An 18,757-nucleotide genomic window follows, 5' to 3' on the forward strand; every position below is an offset into this window, starting at 1 on the left:
GCCAATACTATTAATCTTCCGTGCTGATTGTCTCGCTTGCGGGGCGAAGAGTTTGACCAACCTGACATAGCAGACAGGCATCATCCTGGAATGTCATGGTCCATCAGGAGTGCAGCCCAAGCGCTGTGTCGCTTACCGTAAACATAGCACTATGGATGCCTCGGTCAAGGTATGTTTTTCCATAATTTATTGATAAGAAACAATAATAGTTATTATGTAATGAGTTGAACCTTTATGAGCCTTTTAATAAATCGCCATGTCCAAAGCTATGTAGCTGCTGAAGGTACAGGCATTGAGCATGGGCATTTTAGCTTCGTCTACCGGACGTTCTGAATGTAGGTATCGGTAGACCGTAAAGGGTGCTGCTGATGGATTTGATGGAATTGCCCATACAGATGACCAAATGTTCCTCCACCCCAAATCTCACAATTCTCTCCCTTACCCTTAAAGGCCTTTAAAGGCCCTTTAGCGAGCTTTTGCGGGCGTAGCATTATTCGAGCCAAAGTTGGCTAAAATCCGGCCATCCCAGCGTATTTAAATCCCGCCAGGTAAATGACTTCTCGGTCGCAAATTCCATCCAGTGATGCAGCAAAGGAATGACATATCGCTGGTGGGTAATCTCATGGAAAAAGTCGGCAATGCTGGCGAATGCCTGTTCATCGTCGCTGTTCAGAATGGTCGGCAGCAGGGCGTTCAGGTTTCGTCGCTGGGCTTCAGGCAAGCGCGTAAACAGCGCGGTGGAAGCCAGCCATTCCAGAAACGCCGGAACCGAAAGGGTATCGAGCATAAAGTTGCTGAGCCAGATGTCCGCAGGGGGGCACGGCTGGCTGTTAAAGTGGTCAAATGCGTCGATCCGTATTTCGGCGCGAATATGCCAGCGCTCAAGCAGGCGGCGAATCGCTCCAGCAAGCTCCACCAGTTCCGGTTGCTGAAAGGTGCTGATGATAACCGGCTGACGCAGGTTAAACGGCGCGGTGACCCCGCCAAAATCCACCGGGCGGTGATTCCACTGCGGCAGCATGCCCTGAGCCACGGAGAGGATGCGTGCGTATTCATCGGGAAGCTGCGTCTGGCTGAGGAGTTCGACAGGTTGCAGCAGGTAATTGATAAACCGCCTTCCGGTCTCATCTGCAAAGACCCCGTCACTGTCGGGCAGCACAAAGCAGCACCCCTGCTCCAGACTGCGCTCGCTGAGCGGTCGGTCATCCTGCGCCTCCTCGCCCCGCAGCAGGGGAATAAAGCTCATGCTGATATGTTCCGGCGCCCAGGTAAAAATGGTGATCTCATCCAGTCCGGGTCGTGCCTGGTGCCAGTGCTGATTGCGCCGCAAAACCATAAAGTTGTCGCTGTGCTGATGCAGGTAGAAAGCGCCGGTACAGCGGATGCGTCCATGATGATAATCAAACAGCATCGTCGGCTGGGTGGCGAGCAGGCAGTCGAGACGCCTGACAGGATGGTGCGTTTCAATCACCAGATGCCAGGGGGCGTCAGCGGTGATGGTTTTGATTGGGCTGAAAAGCGGCGCGAACTGCGGGCTATGGCTGGCGGCGAGCAGGCAGCGCTGAACGGCACTGGCATCCAGTTCGCTGCCATCGGCAAAGCGGGCGGTGGATTTCAGCCAGAACTCCCAGCGGGTAAAGTCGTCGTTGTGGGTCCAGTAGTGGGCAATATCAGGGACGATCCTGCCCTGAACGGCGTCATAGCGCGTCAGCCCGCTCAGGCACTGGCGCAGGAGGTGGCGTTCGGTCCGCCGCAGGGGGACGAGCGGGTTAAGCGGATCCAGATTGCGATAGTAGGGGATGCGTACCCGCGTTTCGCTGCTTTTATCCTGCACACCAAAGCGCCACAGGCTCAGGCGATCCAGCAGATACTTGTCGTTGCCGATAAACCGCAGCACGTTGCCGTAATCCTGCTTCTCCAGCAGCTTATTGACGTTCTGGCTGAACAGCTTTTCCGGCGAGGTTAACAGGTGGAGCCGTGAGCGCTTGCCGCGTCCGCGCTGGGGCTGCCAGTCGAGCCATTTTTCCTGGTGCATCTTTTTCAGCGCAATCCGGCAGTTACGTACCGAACATCCGAAGATGGCGGCGATCTCCTGCATCTGTAATTCGTGCGTCTGATCTACGCCGTAGCGGGCGTGCAGCCTGCGAAAATGCGCCTCGAAGATACTCATGTGATGGCCTCCCGCCGAACGCGATTTCCTCTTTTATCCCTTTCTGACGGTTTCCGGCGTGATTGCCCTCATAAATTTTCCGGTTTTAAGCGAAAACCGGAAATAACTTTCGTCTTTGGTTGCTGTTTTTTAAGCATCCCGGGTTCGGATACTGAAGGTGTTCGGAGCAGAACATGCTGTTGTGCGAATCCCTGTCATAAAGACGCGCTCAGGAGATCGAGATGAAAAGATTCAACCTTCTGCAAATGTTACAAAGCATCGGGCGATCGCTCATGATCCCCATTGCCATGCTGCCTGCCGCCGGTATTTTGCTGGCCTTCGGCGTCAGCTTTCAGGATCCCAATATTGTCGCCAGCCTGCCGTTTCTCGGCGCGGACTGGCTGGTTCACGTTCTGAAGCTGATGGCGGAAGCGGGCAGCGCGATTTTCGCTAACCTGCCGCTGCTGTTTGCGGTCGGCGTGGCGGTGGGGCTTAGTGACGATCAGGGCATTGCCGGACTGTCGGCGATCGCCGGGTTTCTGATTATGAACGTCACCATCGGCCAGTTTCTGGGGATCACGCCCGAGTCGGTGGCGCAGGTGCGTGACTATACGATGGTGCTGGGCATCCCTTCGCTCCAGACCGGCGTGTTTGGCGGCATCATTATCGGGATTATTGCCGCCTGGCTGTATAAACGCTATTACCGTATCCAGCTTCCGTCCTGGCTGGAGTTCTTCTCTGGCAAGCGCTTCGTGCCAATAGTGACCTCCTTCGCCGCGCTGTTTGTCGGGCTGGTGATGGCGGTGGTCTGGCCGCCGGTTCAGCATCTGATTAATGGCCTGTCGAATACCATGACGGTGCAGGGGCCGGGCGTGTCCGCCTTCCTGTTCGGTTTTGTCGAGCGACTGCTGATCCCGTTTGGTCTTAACCATGTCTGGTGGCCGACGTTCTGGCTCCAGTTTGGCGAGTACGTAAACAAGGCCGGGCAAGTGGTGCATGGCGACCAGCTTATCTTCTTTGCCCAGCTGAAAGACCAGGTGCCAATTACCGCCGGAACCTTTATGGCCGGGCTGACGCCCATCAAGATGTTCTGCATTCCGGCGATTGCGCTGGCGATCTACCGCTGCGCCAGCCCGGAAAACAGAGCGCGGGTGAAGGGGATTATGCTCTCTGGCGCGATCACTTCCATCGTCTGCGGCATCACCGAGCCGATCGAGTTCTCCTTCCTGTTTGTTGCCCCCGTGCTGTATGGCATTCACGCCGTCCTGGCGGGGCTGGTGTTCCTCCTGATGGAGTGGTTCAGCGTGCACATCGGGCTCTCTTTCTCCGGCGGGCTTATCGACTATCTGTTCTTTGGCGTCCTGCCGCGCGCGCCTCACTGGTACATGGTGTTCCCGGTCGGGCTGGTGATGGGCGTGGTGTACTACATCCTGTTTACCTTTGCCATCCGCCGCTGGAATTTGCTGACGCCGGGCCGTGAAGTCGAAGAAAGGACTGTGACGCAGGAAAACGAACAGAACGACCTGGTGAGCGGCATTATTCTGGCCTATGGCGGGCTGGGGAATATGACCAGCATCGAAGCCTGCATGTCACGTCTGCGCATAGACGTGACGGATAAGACGCTGGTGGACAAAGCGCTGCGGAAACAGCTTGGCGCGGCGGGCGTCGTCGAGGTCGGGAATAACATTCAGAGCGTCTTTGGCATGAAATCCGATCGGCTGAAAGAGGCTATCCGCGCAGCTAACGCGTATACACAGGAGGCAAAATGAAACAGCTACACCACAGCGGCCTGCCGCTGTATCTCGATGACGACGGCGTGATGGCGCTGAAACCCCCGCTGAACTATCTCGGCTTTGGTCGCAAAAACGCCGGGCAGATGGCGGTGGTCTTACCGGAGTTCACCGAAGCGCAGCGTGATGAACCGGCTTATGATGTCTATCGCGGGCTAAGCTTTGCGGAGGATCAGGAACGGCTTTCTGCCGACCAGTATCAGTACGACATCACCATCATCATGCCGGGGACGATTGGCAGGGAGCGCAAGAAAACCAGCGGTCACTATCACGGCTATAACGACACGCGGCGCAACACCCATCCGGAAGTGTACGAAGTGATTAAGGGTACGGCGGCGTATATCCTGCAAAAGTCGCCGGATTTTGCCGCCCCGCCAAAAGATCTGCTGGTGGACGATCTTATCGTGGCGGTGGTGAAGGAGGGGCAGAGCATTATCGTGCCGCCGAATTATGGCCACTGCTCCATCAATATCGGCGACGGGCCGCTGGTGTTCAGCAACCTGGCGTATAAACCCTGCGCGGTTCACTACGACACGGTGCAGTTTTACCACGGTATGGCTTGCTACATCGTTGAAGAGAACGGGCAGCTCTGCGTGCGCAAGAATCGCTACTACTCACATATTCCGCGCATCAAATTCGCCACCGTCAAAGAGAACCCGCATCTTGGCATCACCTTCGATACGCCGCTTTACCAGCGTTATCGCGCCGCGCCGGAACGTTTCCACTTTCTGGGACATGTCGATAACTATGTCCGGGAAATCATGGGGATGCTCGAGTATCAGGATGATTTATTCCCGCTCTGCCAGGAGGACGCATGATGGAAACGCAATCTGTAGCAGGCGTTGCCTGTAGCGACCTGCATCAGGCAATGGCGCGGATTGATGGTGCTGCGCTGGCGCGTCTGGAGCAGGCCATCGCTGACGCGAACGCGGTATTTGTGTTTGGCGCAGGGCGTTCGCTGTTGATGCTGAAAGCTTTTGCGATGCGCCTGATGCATATCGGCCTGAAGGTGTATGTTGTTGGTGATGTGGTCACGCCTGCGCTGCAAAAAGGCGACCTGCTGTTACTGGCCAGCGCATCGGGCGAAACGGCTTCGCTGGTGAATGTGTCTATAAAAGCGAAGCAGCTGGGCGGTACTGCGGCTCTGCTGACCATTTTCCCCGAGTCCACGTTGGGGAAACTGGCGGAGGTGGTGGTCAGGATCCCGGCCTATACCGACAAACTGCCGGATGGACCCGAGAATGTGAAAGGCATTCTGCCCGGCGGCAGCCTGTTTGAAGAGGCCGTCATGGTGCTGGGGGATGCCATGATAGTGAATCTGGCGCAGTCGACGGGATATCACATAACCAAAGGTTTTGCGCTACACGCCAACCTCGAATAGTCATTCGACACAAGGAAACCAACATGAAATTACAGCTTGCCCTGGACGAGTTAACCCTGCCTGAAGCGCTGGCATTTATTGATAAGGTGGTTGACGACGTTGATATTATTGAAGTGGGCACGCCTTTTCTTATTCGGGAAGGCGTGAAGGCTATTAAAGCCATTAAAGAAAAATATCCGCATAAGGAAGTGCTGGCGGATGCGAAAATTATGGATGGCGGCCATTTTGAGTCGCAGATGCTTTTCGACGCTGGGGCAGACTATGTCACGGTATTAGGCGTGACCGATGTGCTGACGATCCAGTCGTGCATCCGCGCGGCGAAAGAGGCCGGAAAGCAGGTGGTGGTGGATATGATCTGCGTCGACGATCTGCCCGCACGGGTTCGCCTGCTGGAAGAGGCGGGGGCGGATATGCTGGCGGTTCACACCGGCACCGACCAGCAGGCGGCGGGGCGCAAGCCGATTGATGATTTGATAACGATGCTGAAGGCGCGCCGGAAAGCCCGGATTGCCGTGGCAGGCGGCATCAGCAGCCAGACGGTGAAGGACTATACGCTGTTAGGCCCGGATGTGGTGATTGTGGGATCAGCGATCACTCATTCGGCGGATCCGGCGGATGAAGCGAGGAAGATTTCGCAGGTGTTGTTGCAGCATCACTGAGATTAGACGAAAAGGACGACATCTTCATGTTTAGCGGTTTTGATTTTCGTATCGGTTGATGGCCTGGTTTTCCTGACCTGTCTCCATGCGTTACGGTCCAGCGAAAATGGCAGCTTTTCGTTGGGCCTATCAGGATGCCTGTTCGGACGCAACCATAACAACTTTCGGCGGCGATAATTTCAGGGGCACACCACTAAAGACAGGAGTCATGGTGGTGTTTGATTTTATATTGCTGTCGATGGAATTAAGGATATTGATGCAATTTTCCCAACACGACGATAAAAAAACGCACTCAATACAGAAAAAGTTAACGGGGAAAGAATGAATTGATTTTTATAATACTGGTAGACAGGGATCAAAATTTTAAGGTTCCGGCGGGGTTGAGCGTTCAGTCTAAAATGAAGGGTTTCCACCAACCGCTTTGCAGGTTGATTCGTCACCAGAAGCTCTGACCATATATTACATTGAAGCGAAAGCGCTCTTTACTTTCTTGTTGGGGATAAAAAATACAGAATCACAATAACAGCGGCTTGAAGGCACTCAGAGCGCTTGCGACTCTTTTTGACTAATAGAAAAACTCCAGCCTGGGAAAGCTGGAGTTTTTAGAAGCGCACGTGCATTTTACGTGAATATTTTGTCTCAGCTTGGTCTGCTCACTGTCTGGTCAGTGTCGGTAAGTGGCTCTATTTCTTGCCACTGCCCTGTTGCAATCCTGTTAAAAGTGGTGGAGCTGGCGGGAGTTGAACCCGCGTCCGAAATTTCTACATCCTCGGTACTACATGCTTAGTTTGTCTTTACATTCGCACGTCAGCTGCGGACAAACACGCCACTAACGAACTAGCCTGATTAGTTTTAACGCTTCAACCCCAGGCAGGGCTTCCACGCGATCTCTTTTGGGTTTGACCTCTCTTTGATCCCCGTCTTAAGAGCGGAAGCTAGGGAGAGAGGGCTCTTAGCAGGTTATTAAGCTGCTAAAGCGTAGTTTTCGTCGTTTGCGACTATTTTTTTGCGGCTTTTAACGAGGCAAACCGCCCCTCGGCATGCACCTTGGGTTTCGCAAATCCCGTCGAATCCAGAATCAGCCCCAATAGTGTTGAACACAGTATACCAGATTTCACTTCTTCGATACCAGCCCGAAACGCTAACTTATTGAATAGTACAATAAGTGCGCAGAATCAACGTCCTGCGTTTTTCATGATACGTGCTTTGTCGAGCTGCCACTCGCGTGCTTTCAGGTCTGTGCGCTTGTCGTGCTGTTTCTTACCTTTCGCCACGCCGATTTTCACTTTGCACCAGGCGTTTTTCCAGTATAAAGAGAGCGCAACTACGGTGAAGCCTTCCCGGTTGATGCGTCCGTAGAGGGATTCCAGTTCGCGCTTGTTCAGCAGCAGCTTACGTGTGCGGGTAGGATCGCAGACGTAATGTGAAGAGGCGACGGTCAGCGGCGTAAAGTTCGCGCCGAACAGGAAGGCCTCACCGTCTTTCAGGATCACGTAGCTGTCGCCAATGTTGGCTTTCCCGGCACGCAGCGATTTTACTTCCCAGCCCTGCAACGCAAGGCCAGCCTCGAATTCTTCTTCGATGAAATACTCGTGGCGAGCACGCTTGTTGAGCGCAATGGTCGCCGAACCAGGTTTATGTGCTTTTTTCTTCGTCATAAGTGTCGTAAAGCCGTCGGTAATCTGATTTTAAAAAGTCACCTCATTGCGTCCTGTGAGGTCTAACGCGCTATCTTAGCACGAGATAAGGCTTAGCGTTTTTTTAACAGGTGATAAATGTTATTATTTGTCTGTTGTGTGACCATGGAAAATGCTATGCCTCAGATTAGCCGTACTGCGCTTGTTCCCTACAGCGCGGAACAAATGTATCAGTTAGTGAACGACGTTCAGTCCTATCCGGAATTTATTCCGGGATGCACCGGTAGCCGGGTGCTGGAATCCGGCCCGACGCAGATGACTGCGGCCGTGGATGTCTCCAAAGCGGGGATCAGCAAAACGTTCACCACGCGCAATACCCTGACTAGCAATCAGAGTATTTTGATGCATCTGGTGGATGGTCCGTTTAAAAAACTGATGGGAGGGTGGAAGTTTACGCCACTGAGTGCTGACGCCTGCCGTATTGAGTTTCATCTGGATTTTGAATTTACCAATAAGCTGATCGAACTGGCGTTTGGCCGTATCTTTAAAGAGCTAGCCTCGAATATGGTTCAGGCGTTCACCACGCGCGCCAAAGAGGTTTACAGTGTCGCATAAGATTGCTGTTGAGGTGGTGTATGCGCTGCCGGAGAAGCAGTATTTGCAGCGCGTGATGCTTGAAGAGGGTGCCACCGTTGAGGCGGCTATCCTGGCTTCCGGCATTCTTGAGCTTCGCAGCGACATTGATCTGGCGAAGAATAAAGTTGGCATTTATAGCCGTCCGGTTAAGCTTGGGGATGTACTGAAAGAGGGCGACAGGGTTGAGATCTATCGCCCGCTGATTGCCGACCCGAAAGAGTTGCGCCGTCAGCGAGCAGAGAAATCCGGTAAGTAGCCAAAAAATATTCACAAAAAAGGTGCTCATTGAGCACCTTTTTGCGTTGCTGACGCCTGATTATTTGGTCAGGGCAGGCTTGTTGTCGATATTGGTCAGCACACCGGCACTGCTGAAGGTCAGCGTCAGGGTTTGCTGGGTCACATCTTCATGACCAGGCTGCTGGCGGAATACATAGAACCAGGTGTTTGTGCCGAACGGATCGGACATCATCGGGGTTCCCAGGGCATAAGCGACCTGCTGTTGTGTCATACCCACGCGGATTTTGGACACATCGTTAGGGGTAAGGTAGTTCCCCTGGTTGATGTCAGGACGGTAAACCACTTTCTCCAGAGTGGAACAGCCTGCGGTCAACATCAGAAGAACCGCTGCGGCAGCGGTCAGCGTTTTACAGCGCATAGTGATTTGATTCCTTTTCGGGCCCGAGCAGTACGCGGCTCATATGTAATATGCCGATGATAATAGACCTTGCCCCACTTTGAAACCGGTCTGGCGGCGTTTTTGTTGTTCTGTATGACCCTGAGATCCCGAAAAAGTTTATGCCGCCAGTAGTTCTTTCGCATTCGCGAGGGTATTGCGGGTGACTTCGCTGCCACCGAGCAGGCGTGCCAGCTCCTGCAAGCGTGAGCGTTTATCCAGCGGCTTCATGTGCGTTTCCGTCATTTCGCCATCGGTTTCCTTGCTGACGATAAAGTGGTGATGACCACAACCGGCTACCTGCGGCAGGTGAGTCACACACATGACCTGCGTCGATTCACCCAACTGACGCAGCAGTTTGCCGACAACGGCCGCGGTCGGGCCGCTGATACCCACATCCACTTCATCGAAAATCAACGCCGGGGTTTCCATTTTACGGGCGGTAATCACCTGAATGGCCAGAGCGATACGCGACAGTTCACCGCCGGAAGCCACTTTCGAAATGGCCTGCAAAGGCTGGCCCGGGTTGGTGGTGACGCGGAATTCTACGCGATCTGCGCCTTCCGCCGTCAGATGATGTTCTTCAAAGCGAACATCAATGGTAAACACTCCATGCGGCATCGCCAGCGTATGCATGCTGTCGGTAATGTGCTGGCTAAGCTCCTGCGCATAGTGCTGTCGCACGTCGTGCAGCCGTTTCGCCGTTTCCAGCGCCTGCTGATGATGCAGATTGACCGCCAGAGACAAGGTTTCGAGGGAATCGGCCTGATCGTCCAGCTGTTGCTGTTCCTCCAGCAGAGACTGATAGTAATTCGGCAGCTCTTCCGGGGTGACGTGATGCTTACGCGCCAGTGAAATCTGACGGGAGATGCGTTGTTCAAGCTCAAACAGACGGTTCGGGTCGAGGTCCAGACGTTCACAATAGTGGCGCAGTTCATCCCCGGCCTCTGAAATCTGAATCGCGGCCTCTTCCAGCATCTCCAGCACGCCAGAAAGCTTATTGTCCATGCCGGTCAGTTCGGTAACAAGCTGACGCACGTTGTACAGCTGGCTCTGCAAGTTTACGTCTTCGCCATCCGCCAGCATGTTCAGGGCATTCTGGCTGGTGGAAAGCAGTTGACCGCTGTTGGCCAGACGCTTGTACTCCTCATCGATTTGCTCAAATTCACCTGCCTGCGGGTTAAATTCGTTCAACTCTTTCAGCTGATATTCCAGCAGCTCGGCGCGCGCGGTACGCTCCTGGCTTTGCTGCTGATGCTGCGCCAGTTCGCGGCAGCTTTGATGCCACTGACGATAGTGCTCCGCCATGAGTTGAGTAAGCGCGTACTCACCTGCATAGCCATCAAGCAGGGCTTTCTGTTGTTCGGGTTTGATTAACTGCTGGTGCGCATGCTGACCGTGGATCTGGATGAGCAACTGGCCCAGCTCGCGAAGCTGGGAAAGGGGAACTGCTGTACCGTTGATAAACCCGCGGGAGCGGCCATCGCTGCTGATGACGCGGCGAAGTAAACACTCACGTCCGTCTTCAAGCTGGTTCGCTTCCAGCCAGCGCAGGGCGGCAGGCGTGTCTTTTAACGAGAAGCGGGCGCAGAGATCGGCACGGGCTGCGCCTGTGCGCACCATATCACCCTCTGCACGACCGCCGAGGCACAAGCCGAGGGCATCAATGGCAATGGATTTACCTGCACCGGTTTCACCGGTAATCGCCGTCATTCCGCTATGGAAGTCAATCTCAAGCTCACGAACAATGGCAAAGTTGCTGATGGTCAGTTGTGCCAGCATAATTGTTTTCCTGTATGAAAAACCATGACTGTGTTTGTATACAGTATAAACTGGTTTTATATACAGTAAAGTGCTGGATGCAAAATCAGAACAATTTTTTTGACCAGCCGAGTTTGGAGCTTAATGTATTGAAATAGCTGTAATCTTTCGGGTGAATCAGGTTCAGATGGTAATCGCAGCGGCGAATGAGGACATCTTCTCCTTCCTGAATGGGAAGCGCAATCTGACTGTCGCAGCTGATCTCCAGGTCGTTACGGCGATGGGAAAAACGCAGACGGATGGTGCTGTCGCCGTTGATCACCAGCGGACGCGCCGAGAGCGTATGGGGGAACATCGGCACCAGGGTTATCGCATCCAGAGATGGCGTCAGTATGGGGCCTCCGGCTGAAAGCGAGTAGGCAGTTGATCCCGTCGGGGTTGAAATAATCAGCCCGTCAGAACGCTGAGAGAACGCGAAGATTTCGTCGATATAGACTTCGAACTCGATCATGTGCGCCACTTTACCGGGGTGGAGAACCACCTCGTTAATGGCGGTGCTGATGCGCTTCTGGCAGTCCTGCTGACACACCTGCGCTTCCAGTAAAAACCGTTTTTCACTGATATAGTGACCTTCCAGCACGTCCGCCAGTTGCTGCTGCGCATTGTCCGGGTCGAGGTCGGTCAGGAAACCGAGATTGCCACGGTTAATACCAATAACCTTAATGTCATAGCGAGCCAGCGTTCGCGCCGCGCCCAGCATATTGCCATCGCCGCCGACCACCACGGCGAGATCCGCCTGCTGGCCAATTTCCGCCAGCGTGCCGGTTCTGACGCTTTTAAGCTGCAACTCCTGGGCGATCTGCTGCTCGACCATCACTTCATAGCCTTTACCACACAGCCAGCGATACAACATTTCATGTGTCGTCAATGCGGTAGGGTGACGCGGATGGCCGACGATCCCAATACACCTGAAATGATTATTCATTTTCTGGAGGTCCTTGTGCCTGATGAATGATGACAATCTGCCTTGTTCCCTTGAATCCAGGAAACTGATCCCCATAATAAGCGAAGTTAGCGAGATGAATGCAGAAAAACGCGGAGAAATTCATGAGTAGTAAAGAACAGAAAACGCCTGAGGGGCAAGCCCCTGAAGAAATTATCACGGAACAGCACGATGAAGTTGAGGCAGTAGAGCCAGACACGTCTGCTGAGCAGGTGGACCCGCGCGATGAAAAAATTGCCAACCTGGAAGCTCAGTTGGTAGAAGCGCAGAATCGCGAACGCGATGGCGTTCTGCGTATCAAAGCGGAAATGGAAAACCTGCGCCGTCGTACCGAGCTGGACGTTGAAAAGGCGCACAAATTTGCGCTGGAGAAATTCGTCAACGAACTGCTGCCGGTGATCGACAGCCTGGATCGTGCGCTGGAAGTGGCGGATAAAGCTAACCCGGATAACGCGGCGATGATTGAAGGCATTGAGCTGACGCTGAAATCCATGCTGGATGTGGTGCGTAAGTTCGGTGTTGAAGTGATTGCCGATACGGATGTCCCGCTGGATCCAAACGTTCACCAGGCTATTGCGATGGTGGAATCCGAAGACGTTACCGCGGGTAACGTACTGGGTGTGATGCAGAAAGGCTATACCCTGAACGGTCGTACTATTCGCGCTGCGATGGTGACCGTGGCGAAAGCGAAAGCGTAATTTGCCGACCCGTAGTGCCGGGTGGCGGCTTCGCCTTACCCGGCCTACACATTACTCGGCGATACTTTCGCGTAAAGGTTTAATGGGCAGGACTTTTACCTGCTTAATCATGTTGTCCTGAACGTCCAGAATATCAATATCATACTGCTCAATACGCACGCGCGTACCAGCCGCCGGGATCTCTTCCAGCGCCTCCAGAATCATACCGTTCATCGTCCGCGCTTCGTCTTCCGGCAAATGCCAGTTAAACGCTTTGTTGATTTCACGAATGTTGGCGCTGCCGTCGATAAGCACTGACCCGTCGTTCTGCGGGGTGACTTCTTCCGCAAGGGAAGGTGACATCGACGTGGTAAAGTCCCCGACAATCTCTTCCAGAATATCTTCGACCGTCACCAGCCCCTGAATGTCGCCGTATTCATCCACCACCAGGCCGACTTTCTTCTTGTTTCGCTGGAACTTGACCAGCTGTGTGCTGAGCGGGGTGCCTTCCGGCACGTAGTAAATTTCGTCGGCGGCGCGCAGCATCACCTCTTTGGTGAACTCGTTTTTCTCGGTCATCAGGCGATAGGCCTCGCGCACGCGCAGCATGCTGATGGCATCGTCGAGGGAATCGCGATAAAGCACGATGCGCCCGTGTGGGGAGTGCGTCAGCTGGCGGACGATGGCCTTCCAGTCGTCGTTGATATCAATCCCGACGATTTCATTGCGCGGCACCATGATGTCGTCGACGCTGACCTTTTCCAGATCCAGAACCGACAAAAGCATGTCCTGATTGCGGCGGGAAATCTGCGAGCGGGATTCGTTCACGATGGTACGCAGTTCGTCTTTGCTGAGCGCGCTACTGATGGTGACGTCTGCCTTTATACCGACCATGCGCATCAGCACCCGTGTCACCATATTCAGCAGCCAGACCAGCGGCATCATCAGAATAAGCAGCGGTGCTAACAGGAAACTGCTTGGGTAGGCCACTTTTTCCGGGTAAAGCGCCGCGATGGTTTTGGGCAGCACTTCCGCAAACACCAGCACCACAAACGTGAGCACCCCGGTGGCAATCGCCACGCCTGCGTTACCGTAAAGACGCATCCCGACGATGGTGCCCAACGCAGAAGCGAGAATATTGACCAGGTTGTTACCGATAAGCACCAGACTAATCAGGCGGTCCGGCTTACGCAGCAGCTTTTCGACACGACGCGCGGCACGGTTACCCTGCTTGGCACGATGACGTAACCGGTAGCGGTTCAGGGTCATCATGCCGGTTTCAGAGCCAGAGAAATATGCGGAGATGACCACCATGATGACCAGAATGACGATCAGCGTAGTGGTAGAGATGTGTTCCAGGGGGAACTCCTTTTGTTACTTAGCCAGCAAATTGCTGTATGAAGCGGCTACCAAAATAGGCAAGCGTGAGAATGCCCGCACCCGCAACGTTGAACCAGACCACGCGACGACCGCGCCAGCCTTCATGATAATGGCCCCATAACAGGACAATATAGACAAACCACGCGATGATGGAGAGGACAGCTTTATCGATATTCTCCACGCTGAACAGGTTCTTCATATAAAACAAACCCGTGCACAGCGTCAGCGTCAGCAGAACCACACCGACCTGGGTGATGTGGAACATCTTACGCTCAATCACCATCAGCGGCGGCATTTCGTGGTTAAACGCCAGCTTTTTATTTTTCAGCTGGTAGTCAATCCAGGCGAGCTGCATGGCGTAAAGGGCGGCGATGATCAGCGTCGCGTAAGAGAACAGCGACAGGCCTATATGCACCAGCATCCCCGGCGTCGCTTCCAGATGGGTAATAAACTCATTGGGCATGAACGTGGCTAACGCCAGGTTGATCAGCGCAAAGGCGTAAACTATCGGCAGCAGCAGCCAGCCACGGTTTTTAGACGCGACAATCGTCATGACCGTACAGATCATCAGGCTGACCAGCGAGCCGACGTTCAGCACGCTCAGATTTTGCACGCTGCCGTCGCCGGGAATGATGCGTGATTCCAGCGCAAACGCGTGGCTAACCAGTGCGATCACTGCCGAAAGAATAGCCATGCGCCGCCAGCCGCTGTTTTTTTGCAGCAGTCCGGGAATGATCAGCGCGAGGCTGACAGAGTAGGCAACAAGGGCGATCAGTGCGAAAACAGGCATATAGGCGTCGACAGTTGTCTTAATAAGAAAGAGAAGCAGTATAACGTTACGTGACGCCTGCTCCAACCGTTGCATAACAACAAAGGCGCCTTCATGTTATACTCCGGCAAAATTCTGTGTATGTGTCGCTCAGGCGACCTAACGTTTCTACCCCAGGCGAGAGACAATGTTTGATAATTTAACCGATCGTTTGTCGCGCACGCTGCGCAACATCAGCGGCCGTGGACGCCTCACCGAAGAGAACATCAAGGAAACGCTGCGCGAAGTGCGCATGGCGCTGCTGGAAGCAGACGTCGCGTTGCCGGTCGTGCGTGATTTTATCAACCGCGTGAAAGAGAAAGCGGTTGGCCATGAAGTGAACAAGAGCCTGACTCCGGGTCAGGAGTTCGTCAAAATCGTCCGTAACGAGCTGGTTTCGGCGATGGGCGAAGAGAACCAGGTGCTTAACCTGGCGGCTCAGCCGCCGGCCGTCGTGCTGATGGCGGGTCTGCAAGGTGCGGGTAAAACCACCAGTGTTGGTAAGCTGGGGAAATTCCTGCGCGAAAAGCACAAGAAAAAGGTGCTGGTGGTGTCGGCGGACGTGTATCGCCCGGCGGCGATCAAACAGCTGGAAACGCTGGCCGAGCAGGTTGGCGTGGACTTCTTCCCGTCCGATGTGGCGCAGAAGCCTGTCGACATCGTTAACGCGGCGCTGAAAGAGGCGAAGCTGAAATTCTACGACGTGCTGCTGGTGGATACCGCCGGTCGTCTGCACGTTGACGAAGCGATGATGGACGAAATCAAGCAGGTGCACGCCTCTATCAACCCGGTAGAGACCCTGTTTGTTGTTGACGCTATGACTGGCCAGGATGCGGCGAACACCGCAAAAGCGTTTAACGAAGCCCTGCCGTTAACCGGCGTGGTGCTGACCAAAGTCGACGGCGACGCCCGCGGCGGTGCGGCGCTGTCTATTCGTCATATCACCGGCAAGCCAATTAAGTTCCTCGGCGTGGGCGAGAAAACCGAAGCGCTGGAGCCATTCCACCCGGATCGTATTGCCTCCCGTATCCTCGGCATGGGCGATGTGCTGTCGCTGATCGAAGATATCGAGAGCAAAGTTGACCGCGCGCAGGCAGAGAAACTCGCCAGCAAGCTGAAAAAAGGCGACGGTTTCGATCTTACCGACTTCCTTGAACAGCTGCGTCAGATGAAAAACATGGGCGGCATGGCAAGCCTGATGGGCAAGCTGCCGGGCATGGGGCAGATCCCTGACAACGTCAAATCGCAGATGGATGACAAAGTGCTGGTGCGTATGGAGGCCATCATTAACTCCATGACGCTGAAAGAGCGTGCGAAGCCAGAAATCATTAAAGGTTCCCGCAAGCGCCGTATCGCAGCCGGTTGCGGCATGCAGGTACAGGACGTTAACCGCCTTCTGAAACAGTTCGACGACATGCAGCGCATGATGAAGAAAATGAAGAAAGGCGGCATGGCGAAGATGATGCGCGGCATGAAAGGCATGATGCCGCCAGGATTCCCCGGCAGATAAATCGTGTTTAATGCTCAGTATCAAGATGCTGATTGCATTTTCCCCAGAAATCAGTAAAATTTTCGGGCTTTTAATATGACACCCGGGCTCCGTTCCTCGATGGGGCCCGGTTGTTTTATTCACACAAGAGGATGTTATGGTAACTATTCGTTTAGCACGTCACGGCGCTAAAAAGCGTCCGTTCTACCAGGTTGTTGTGACTGACAGCCGTAATGCACGCAACGGTCGCTTCATCGAGCGCGTTGGTTTCTTCAACCCACTGGCCGCTGGCGCAGAAGAAGAAACCCGTCTGGATCTGGATCGTATCGCTCACTGGGTTGGCCAGGGCGCTACTGTTTCCGATCGCGTTGCTACGCTGATCAAAGCAGCAAACAAAGCAGCTTAATCTGTCACGGTGGTCATGATGAGCAATAAAGCACCTGTTGAACCGATCGTATTGGGAAAAATGGGTTCTTGCTACGGTATCCGTGGTTGGCTCAGAGTGTTTTCCTCCACTGAAGACGCTGATAGCATTTTTAATTACCAGCCCTGGTTTATCCAGAAAGCCGGTAAGTGGGAAGAGGTCGAGCTGGAAAGCTGGCGTCACCACAATCAGGACATCATCATCAAGCTGAAAGGCATTGACGATCGTGATGCCGCGAATGCGCTGACTAATTGTGAAATTGTCGTGGATTCGTCGCAGTTGCCACAGCTGGAAGAGGGTGACTACTACTGGAAAGACCTTATGGGTTGCCAGGTAGTGACCACTGAAGGCTACAGCCTGGGTAAAGTCATCGACATGATGGAAACCGGGTCAAATGACGTTCTCGTCATTAAGGCAAACCTGAAAGATGCATTTGGCATCAAGGAGCGGTTGGTTCCGTTCCTCGATGGACAGGTTATCAAGAAAGTCGATCTCGCTACTCAAACCATTGAAGTAGATTGGGATCCTGGTTTTTAATTCTCCGGATAAACGGTAAAAGACGGCGCTATGTGGATTGGCATAATTAGCCTGTTTCCTGAAATGTTCCGCGCGATTACCGATTACGGGGTAACTGGCCGGGCAGTAAAGAATGGCCTGCTGAGCATCCAGAGCTGGAGTCCTCGTGACTTCACGCATGACCGGCACCGTACCGTGGACGATCGTCCTTACGGCGGCGGACCGGGGATGCTAATGATGGTGCAACCCTTACGGGACGCCATTCACACAGCAAAAGCCGCGGCAGGTGAAGGCGCGAAGGTGATTTATCTGTCACCTCAGGGACGCAAGCTTGATCAAGCGGGCGTGAGCGAACTGGCGACGAATCAAAAGCTGATTCTGGTCTGTGGTCGCTATGAAGGGATAGATGAGCGCGTAATTCAAACCGAGATTGACGAAGAATGGTCTATCGGCGATTACGTTCTCAGCGGTGGTGAGTTACCGGCAATGACGCTGATTGACTCCGTTGCCCGGTTCATTCCGGGTGTTCTGGGCCATGAAGCTTCGGCAACGGAAGATTCCTTTGCTGATGGATTGCTGGACTGTCCACACTATACTCGTCCTGAAGTGTTAGAAGGGATGGAAGTCCCGGCAGTGTTACTGTCTGGAAACCATGCCGAGATACGTCGCTGGCGTTTGAAGCAGTCGCTGGGCCGAACCTGGCTTAGAAGACCTGAACTTCTGGAAAACCTGGCTCTGACTGAAGAGCAAGCAAAGTTGCTGGCCGAGTTCAAAACTGAACACGCGCACCAGCAGCATGAACATGATGGGAAAGCGTAATACGCTCCCGAATATCAGTTTACCCAGGATAAGAGATTAAATTATGAGCAACATTATTAAGCAACTTGAACAAGAGCAGATGAAGCAGGACGTACCTTCCTTCCGTCCAGGTGACACCGTGGAAGTGAAAGTATGGGTTGTTGAAGGTTCCAAAAAACGTCTGCAGGCATTCGAGGGCGTGGTTATCGCTATTCGTAACCGCGGTCTGCACTCTGCATTCACTGTTCGTAAAATTTCCAACGGCGAAGGCGTTGAGCGTGTCTTCCAGACTCACTCTCCGGTAGTTGACAGCATTGCTGTTAAACGTCGTGGTGCTGTACGTAAAGCTAAACTGTACTACCTGCGTGAGCGTACTGGTAAGTCTGCTCGTATTAAAGAGCGTCTGAACTAAGATTCGCTTAAGCGACATCCTGTTAGAAAGGGCTGGCCGAAAGGCTGGCCCTTTTTTTATCTCATCGCACCTCTCGCGTTAACCCTTCCGTCATAAATCATTTACAATGTTCGCCTCTTGGGTGGAGGGTAAGTGGATAACGTACTGCATCAGCATAGCTGGAAACGCGCAGCGGCATTGACCGCGCTGTTTGCGATCCTGCTGATCGTCGTGGCGCCGCTGATCTCCGTCTCGCTGCAAAAAGATCCCATGAGCGCCATGCCTGGCATGCACCATGACATGAGCATGATGTCGATGGACGAGCACCATGGTGAAATGTCGCATTCCATGCCAGTCGACCATGCAGAAGCGTGCGGCTACTGCGTGCTGTTAGCCCATGTGCCGGGCGTGATGCTGGCGCTGATTGTCCTGCTCAGCGCGGTGTTGCAGCGGTTGCGGGTGAAGCCGCCTCGTCAGGCGGTCAGCCACTGGCACTTTTTCCCCTGGCTTTATCCCGATACCCGCGCGCCGCCGCGTCGGTCTGCTTTCTCCCTTTAAAACAAAATCACTCACTTTTTGCCTTAA

At 53.8% G+C, this 18,757-nt stretch carries 21 protein-coding genes, 1 other RNA gene and 1 pseudogene; 14 read left to right on the forward strand and 9 right to left on the reverse strand.

The features are described 5' to 3' along the window. Positions 1 to 490 precede the first annotated feature (490 nt). Complete coding sequence (locus tag BH712_RS23145) at positions 491 to 2,170, reverse strand: SgrR family transcriptional regulator (RefSeq protein ID WP_006811651.1); 1,680 nt, start codon at positions 2,168 to 2,170, stop codon at positions 491 to 493. 221 nt (positions 2,171 to 2,391) lie between these two features. On the opposite strand from BH712_RS23145, the gene ptsG reads away from it, so the two are divergent. Both ptsG and BH712_RS23155 read left to right on the forward strand, forming a co-directional pair. Further along, positions 2,392 to 3,918 (forward strand): glucose-specific PTS transporter subunit IIBC, encoded by a 1,527-nt coding sequence (gene ptsG / locus BH712_RS23150; RefSeq protein WP_006811650.1) that lies wholly within the window; start codon positions 2,392 to 2,394, stop codon positions 3,916 to 3,918. After that, on the forward strand, positions 3,915 to 4,757 hold the full coding sequence (locus BH712_RS23155) for a glucose-6-phosphate isomerase family protein (RefSeq protein ID WP_006811649.1): 843 nt from the start codon (positions 3,915 to 3,917) through the stop codon (positions 4,755 to 4,757). The genes ptsG and BH712_RS23155 overlap by 4 nt, the downstream gene beginning before the upstream one ends. Here BH712_RS23155 and BH712_RS25400 read toward each other — a convergent pair. Then, positions 4,728 to 4,820: pseudogene (locus BH712_RS25400) on the reverse strand (hypothetical protein); the annotation flags it as partial. The gene BH712_RS23155 and the pseudogene BH712_RS25400 overlap by 30 nt on opposite strands. Between BH712_RS25400 and hxlB the strand changes: the two are divergent. From hxlB to BH712_RS24800, 3 genes are all read left to right on the forward strand, one after another. Continuing rightward, the gene (hxlB, locus tag BH712_RS23160; RefSeq protein WP_226865353.1) at positions 4,796 to 5,320 is read left to right on the forward strand and encodes a 6-phospho-3-hexuloisomerase; all 525 of its coding nucleotides are present in this window, start codon (positions 4,796 to 4,798) and stop codon (positions 5,318 to 5,320) included. The pseudogene BH712_RS25400 and the gene hxlB overlap by 25 nt on opposite strands. A 23-nt stretch (positions 5,321 to 5,343) precedes the next feature. After that, entirely contained in the window at positions 5,344 to 5,979 is a 636-nt protein-coding gene (gene hxlA / locus BH712_RS23165; RefSeq protein WP_006811647.1) for a 3-hexulose-6-phosphate synthase, read from the forward strand. Positions 5,980 to 6,085: 106 nt separating this feature from the next. Beyond that, positions 6,086 to 6,304 (forward strand): hypothetical protein, encoded by a 219-nt coding sequence (locus tag BH712_RS24800; protein WP_131631927.1) that lies wholly within the window; start codon positions 6,086 to 6,088, stop codon positions 6,302 to 6,304. Positions 6,305 to 6,701: 397 nt separating this feature from the next. Here BH712_RS24800 and ssrA read toward each other — a convergent pair. Together ssrA and smpB are read right to left on the reverse strand one after the other, a co-directional pair. Continuing rightward, positions 6,702 to 7,065: a transfer-messenger RNA gene (gene ssrA, locus BH712_RS23170) on the reverse strand. Positions 7,066 to 7,154: 89 nt separating this feature from the next. Beyond that, positions 7,155 to 7,637, reverse strand: a complete 483-nt coding sequence (gene smpB / locus BH712_RS23175; protein WP_003863115.1) for an SsrA-binding protein SmpB — start codon at positions 7,635 to 7,637, stop codon at positions 7,155 to 7,157. A gap of 156 nt (positions 7,638 to 7,793) precedes the next feature. On the opposite strand from smpB, the gene BH712_RS23180 reads away from it, so the two are divergent. After that, entirely contained in the window at positions 7,794 to 8,231 is a 438-nt protein-coding gene (locus BH712_RS23180; RefSeq protein ID WP_003863117.1) for a type II toxin-antitoxin system RatA family toxin, read from the forward strand. Then, complete coding sequence (locus BH712_RS23185) at positions 8,221 to 8,508, forward strand: RnfH family protein (RefSeq protein ID WP_006811644.1); 288 nt, start codon at positions 8,221 to 8,223, stop codon at positions 8,506 to 8,508. Before BH712_RS23180 ends, BH712_RS23185 begins: the two co-directional genes overlap by 11 nt. Positions 8,509 to 8,568: 60 nt before the next feature. Here the strand turns inward: BH712_RS23185 and bamE are convergent, their stop codons facing one another. The 3 genes from bamE to nadK form a co-directional block, all read right to left on the reverse strand. Next, entirely contained in the window at positions 8,569 to 8,907 is a 339-nt protein-coding gene (gene bamE, locus BH712_RS23190) for an outer membrane protein assembly factor BamE (RefSeq protein WP_003863121.1), read from the reverse strand. 138 nt (positions 8,908 to 9,045) lie between these two features. After that, positions 9,046 to 10,707, reverse strand: a complete 1,662-nt coding sequence (gene recN, locus BH712_RS23200; protein ID WP_006811643.1) for a DNA repair protein RecN — start codon at positions 10,705 to 10,707, stop codon at positions 9,046 to 9,048. A gap of 85 nt (positions 10,708 to 10,792) precedes the next feature. Beyond that, a complete protein-coding gene (nadK, locus tag BH712_RS23205) occupies positions 10,793 to 11,671 on the reverse strand; it encodes an NAD(+) kinase (protein ID WP_017383004.1) in 879 nt (292 codons plus the stop codon). A gap of 122 nt (positions 11,672 to 11,793) precedes the next feature. On the opposite strand from nadK, the gene grpE reads away from it, so the two are divergent. Then, positions 11,794 to 12,387: a nucleotide exchange factor GrpE gene (gene grpE / locus BH712_RS23215; RefSeq protein ID WP_032674013.1), complete on the forward strand. Its 594-nt coding sequence runs from the start codon at positions 11,794 to 11,796 to the stop codon at positions 12,385 to 12,387. Between the two features lie 51 nt (positions 12,388 to 12,438). Here the strand turns inward: grpE and BH712_RS23220 are convergent, their stop codons facing one another. Beyond that, complete coding sequence (locus BH712_RS23220) at positions 12,439 to 13,725, reverse strand: HlyC/CorC family transporter (RefSeq protein ID WP_032674011.1); 1,287 nt, start codon at positions 13,723 to 13,725, stop codon at positions 12,439 to 12,441. Between the two features lie 19 nt (positions 13,726 to 13,744). Then, on the reverse strand, positions 13,745 to 14,536 hold the full coding sequence (locus tag BH712_RS23225) for a cytochrome C assembly family protein (protein WP_032674137.1): 792 nt from the start codon (positions 14,534 to 14,536) through the stop codon (positions 13,745 to 13,747). Positions 14,537 to 14,702: 166 nt separating this feature from the next. On the opposite strand from BH712_RS23225, the gene ffh reads away from it, so the two are divergent. From ffh to BH712_RS23255, 6 genes are all read left to right on the forward strand, one after another. Continuing rightward, complete coding sequence (ffh, locus tag BH712_RS23230) at positions 14,703 to 16,064, forward strand: signal recognition particle protein (RefSeq protein ID WP_003863132.1); 1,362 nt, start codon at positions 14,703 to 14,705, stop codon at positions 16,062 to 16,064. A 136-nt stretch (positions 16,065 to 16,200) separates the two neighbouring features. Continuing rightward, a complete protein-coding gene (gene rpsP / locus BH712_RS23235; protein WP_003863133.1) occupies positions 16,201 to 16,449 on the forward strand; it encodes a 30S ribosomal protein S16 in 249 nt (82 codons plus the stop codon). A gap of 15 nt (positions 16,450 to 16,464) precedes the next feature. Further along, positions 16,465 to 17,004 carry a ribosome maturation factor RimM gene (rimM, locus tag BH712_RS23240; protein ID WP_006811638.1) on the forward strand — a complete coding sequence of 180 codons (540 nt, stop codon included), beginning with the start codon at positions 16,465 to 16,467 and terminating at the stop codon, positions 17,002 to 17,004. 30 nt (positions 17,005 to 17,034) lie between these two features. Next, entirely contained in the window at positions 17,035 to 17,802 is a 768-nt protein-coding gene (gene trmD, locus BH712_RS23245; RefSeq protein ID WP_003863138.1) for a tRNA (guanosine(37)-N1)-methyltransferase TrmD, read from the forward strand. Between the two features lie 43 nt (positions 17,803 to 17,845). Beyond that, positions 17,846 to 18,193: a 50S ribosomal protein L19 gene (gene rplS / locus BH712_RS23250; RefSeq protein WP_002914145.1), complete on the forward strand. Its 348-nt coding sequence runs from the start codon at positions 17,846 to 17,848 to the stop codon at positions 18,191 to 18,193. 132 nt (positions 18,194 to 18,325) lie between these two features. Then, complete coding sequence (locus BH712_RS23255; RefSeq protein WP_006811637.1) at positions 18,326 to 18,730, forward strand: DUF2946 domain-containing protein; 405 nt, start codon at positions 18,326 to 18,328, stop codon at positions 18,728 to 18,730. Positions 18,731 to 18,757: the final 27 nt, after the last annotated feature.

It is taken from the genome of Enterobacter hormaechei ATCC 49162 (genome assembly GCF_001875655.1).
Lineage (GTDB): Bacteria > Pseudomonadota > Gammaproteobacteria > Enterobacterales > Enterobacteriaceae > Enterobacter > Enterobacter hormaechei.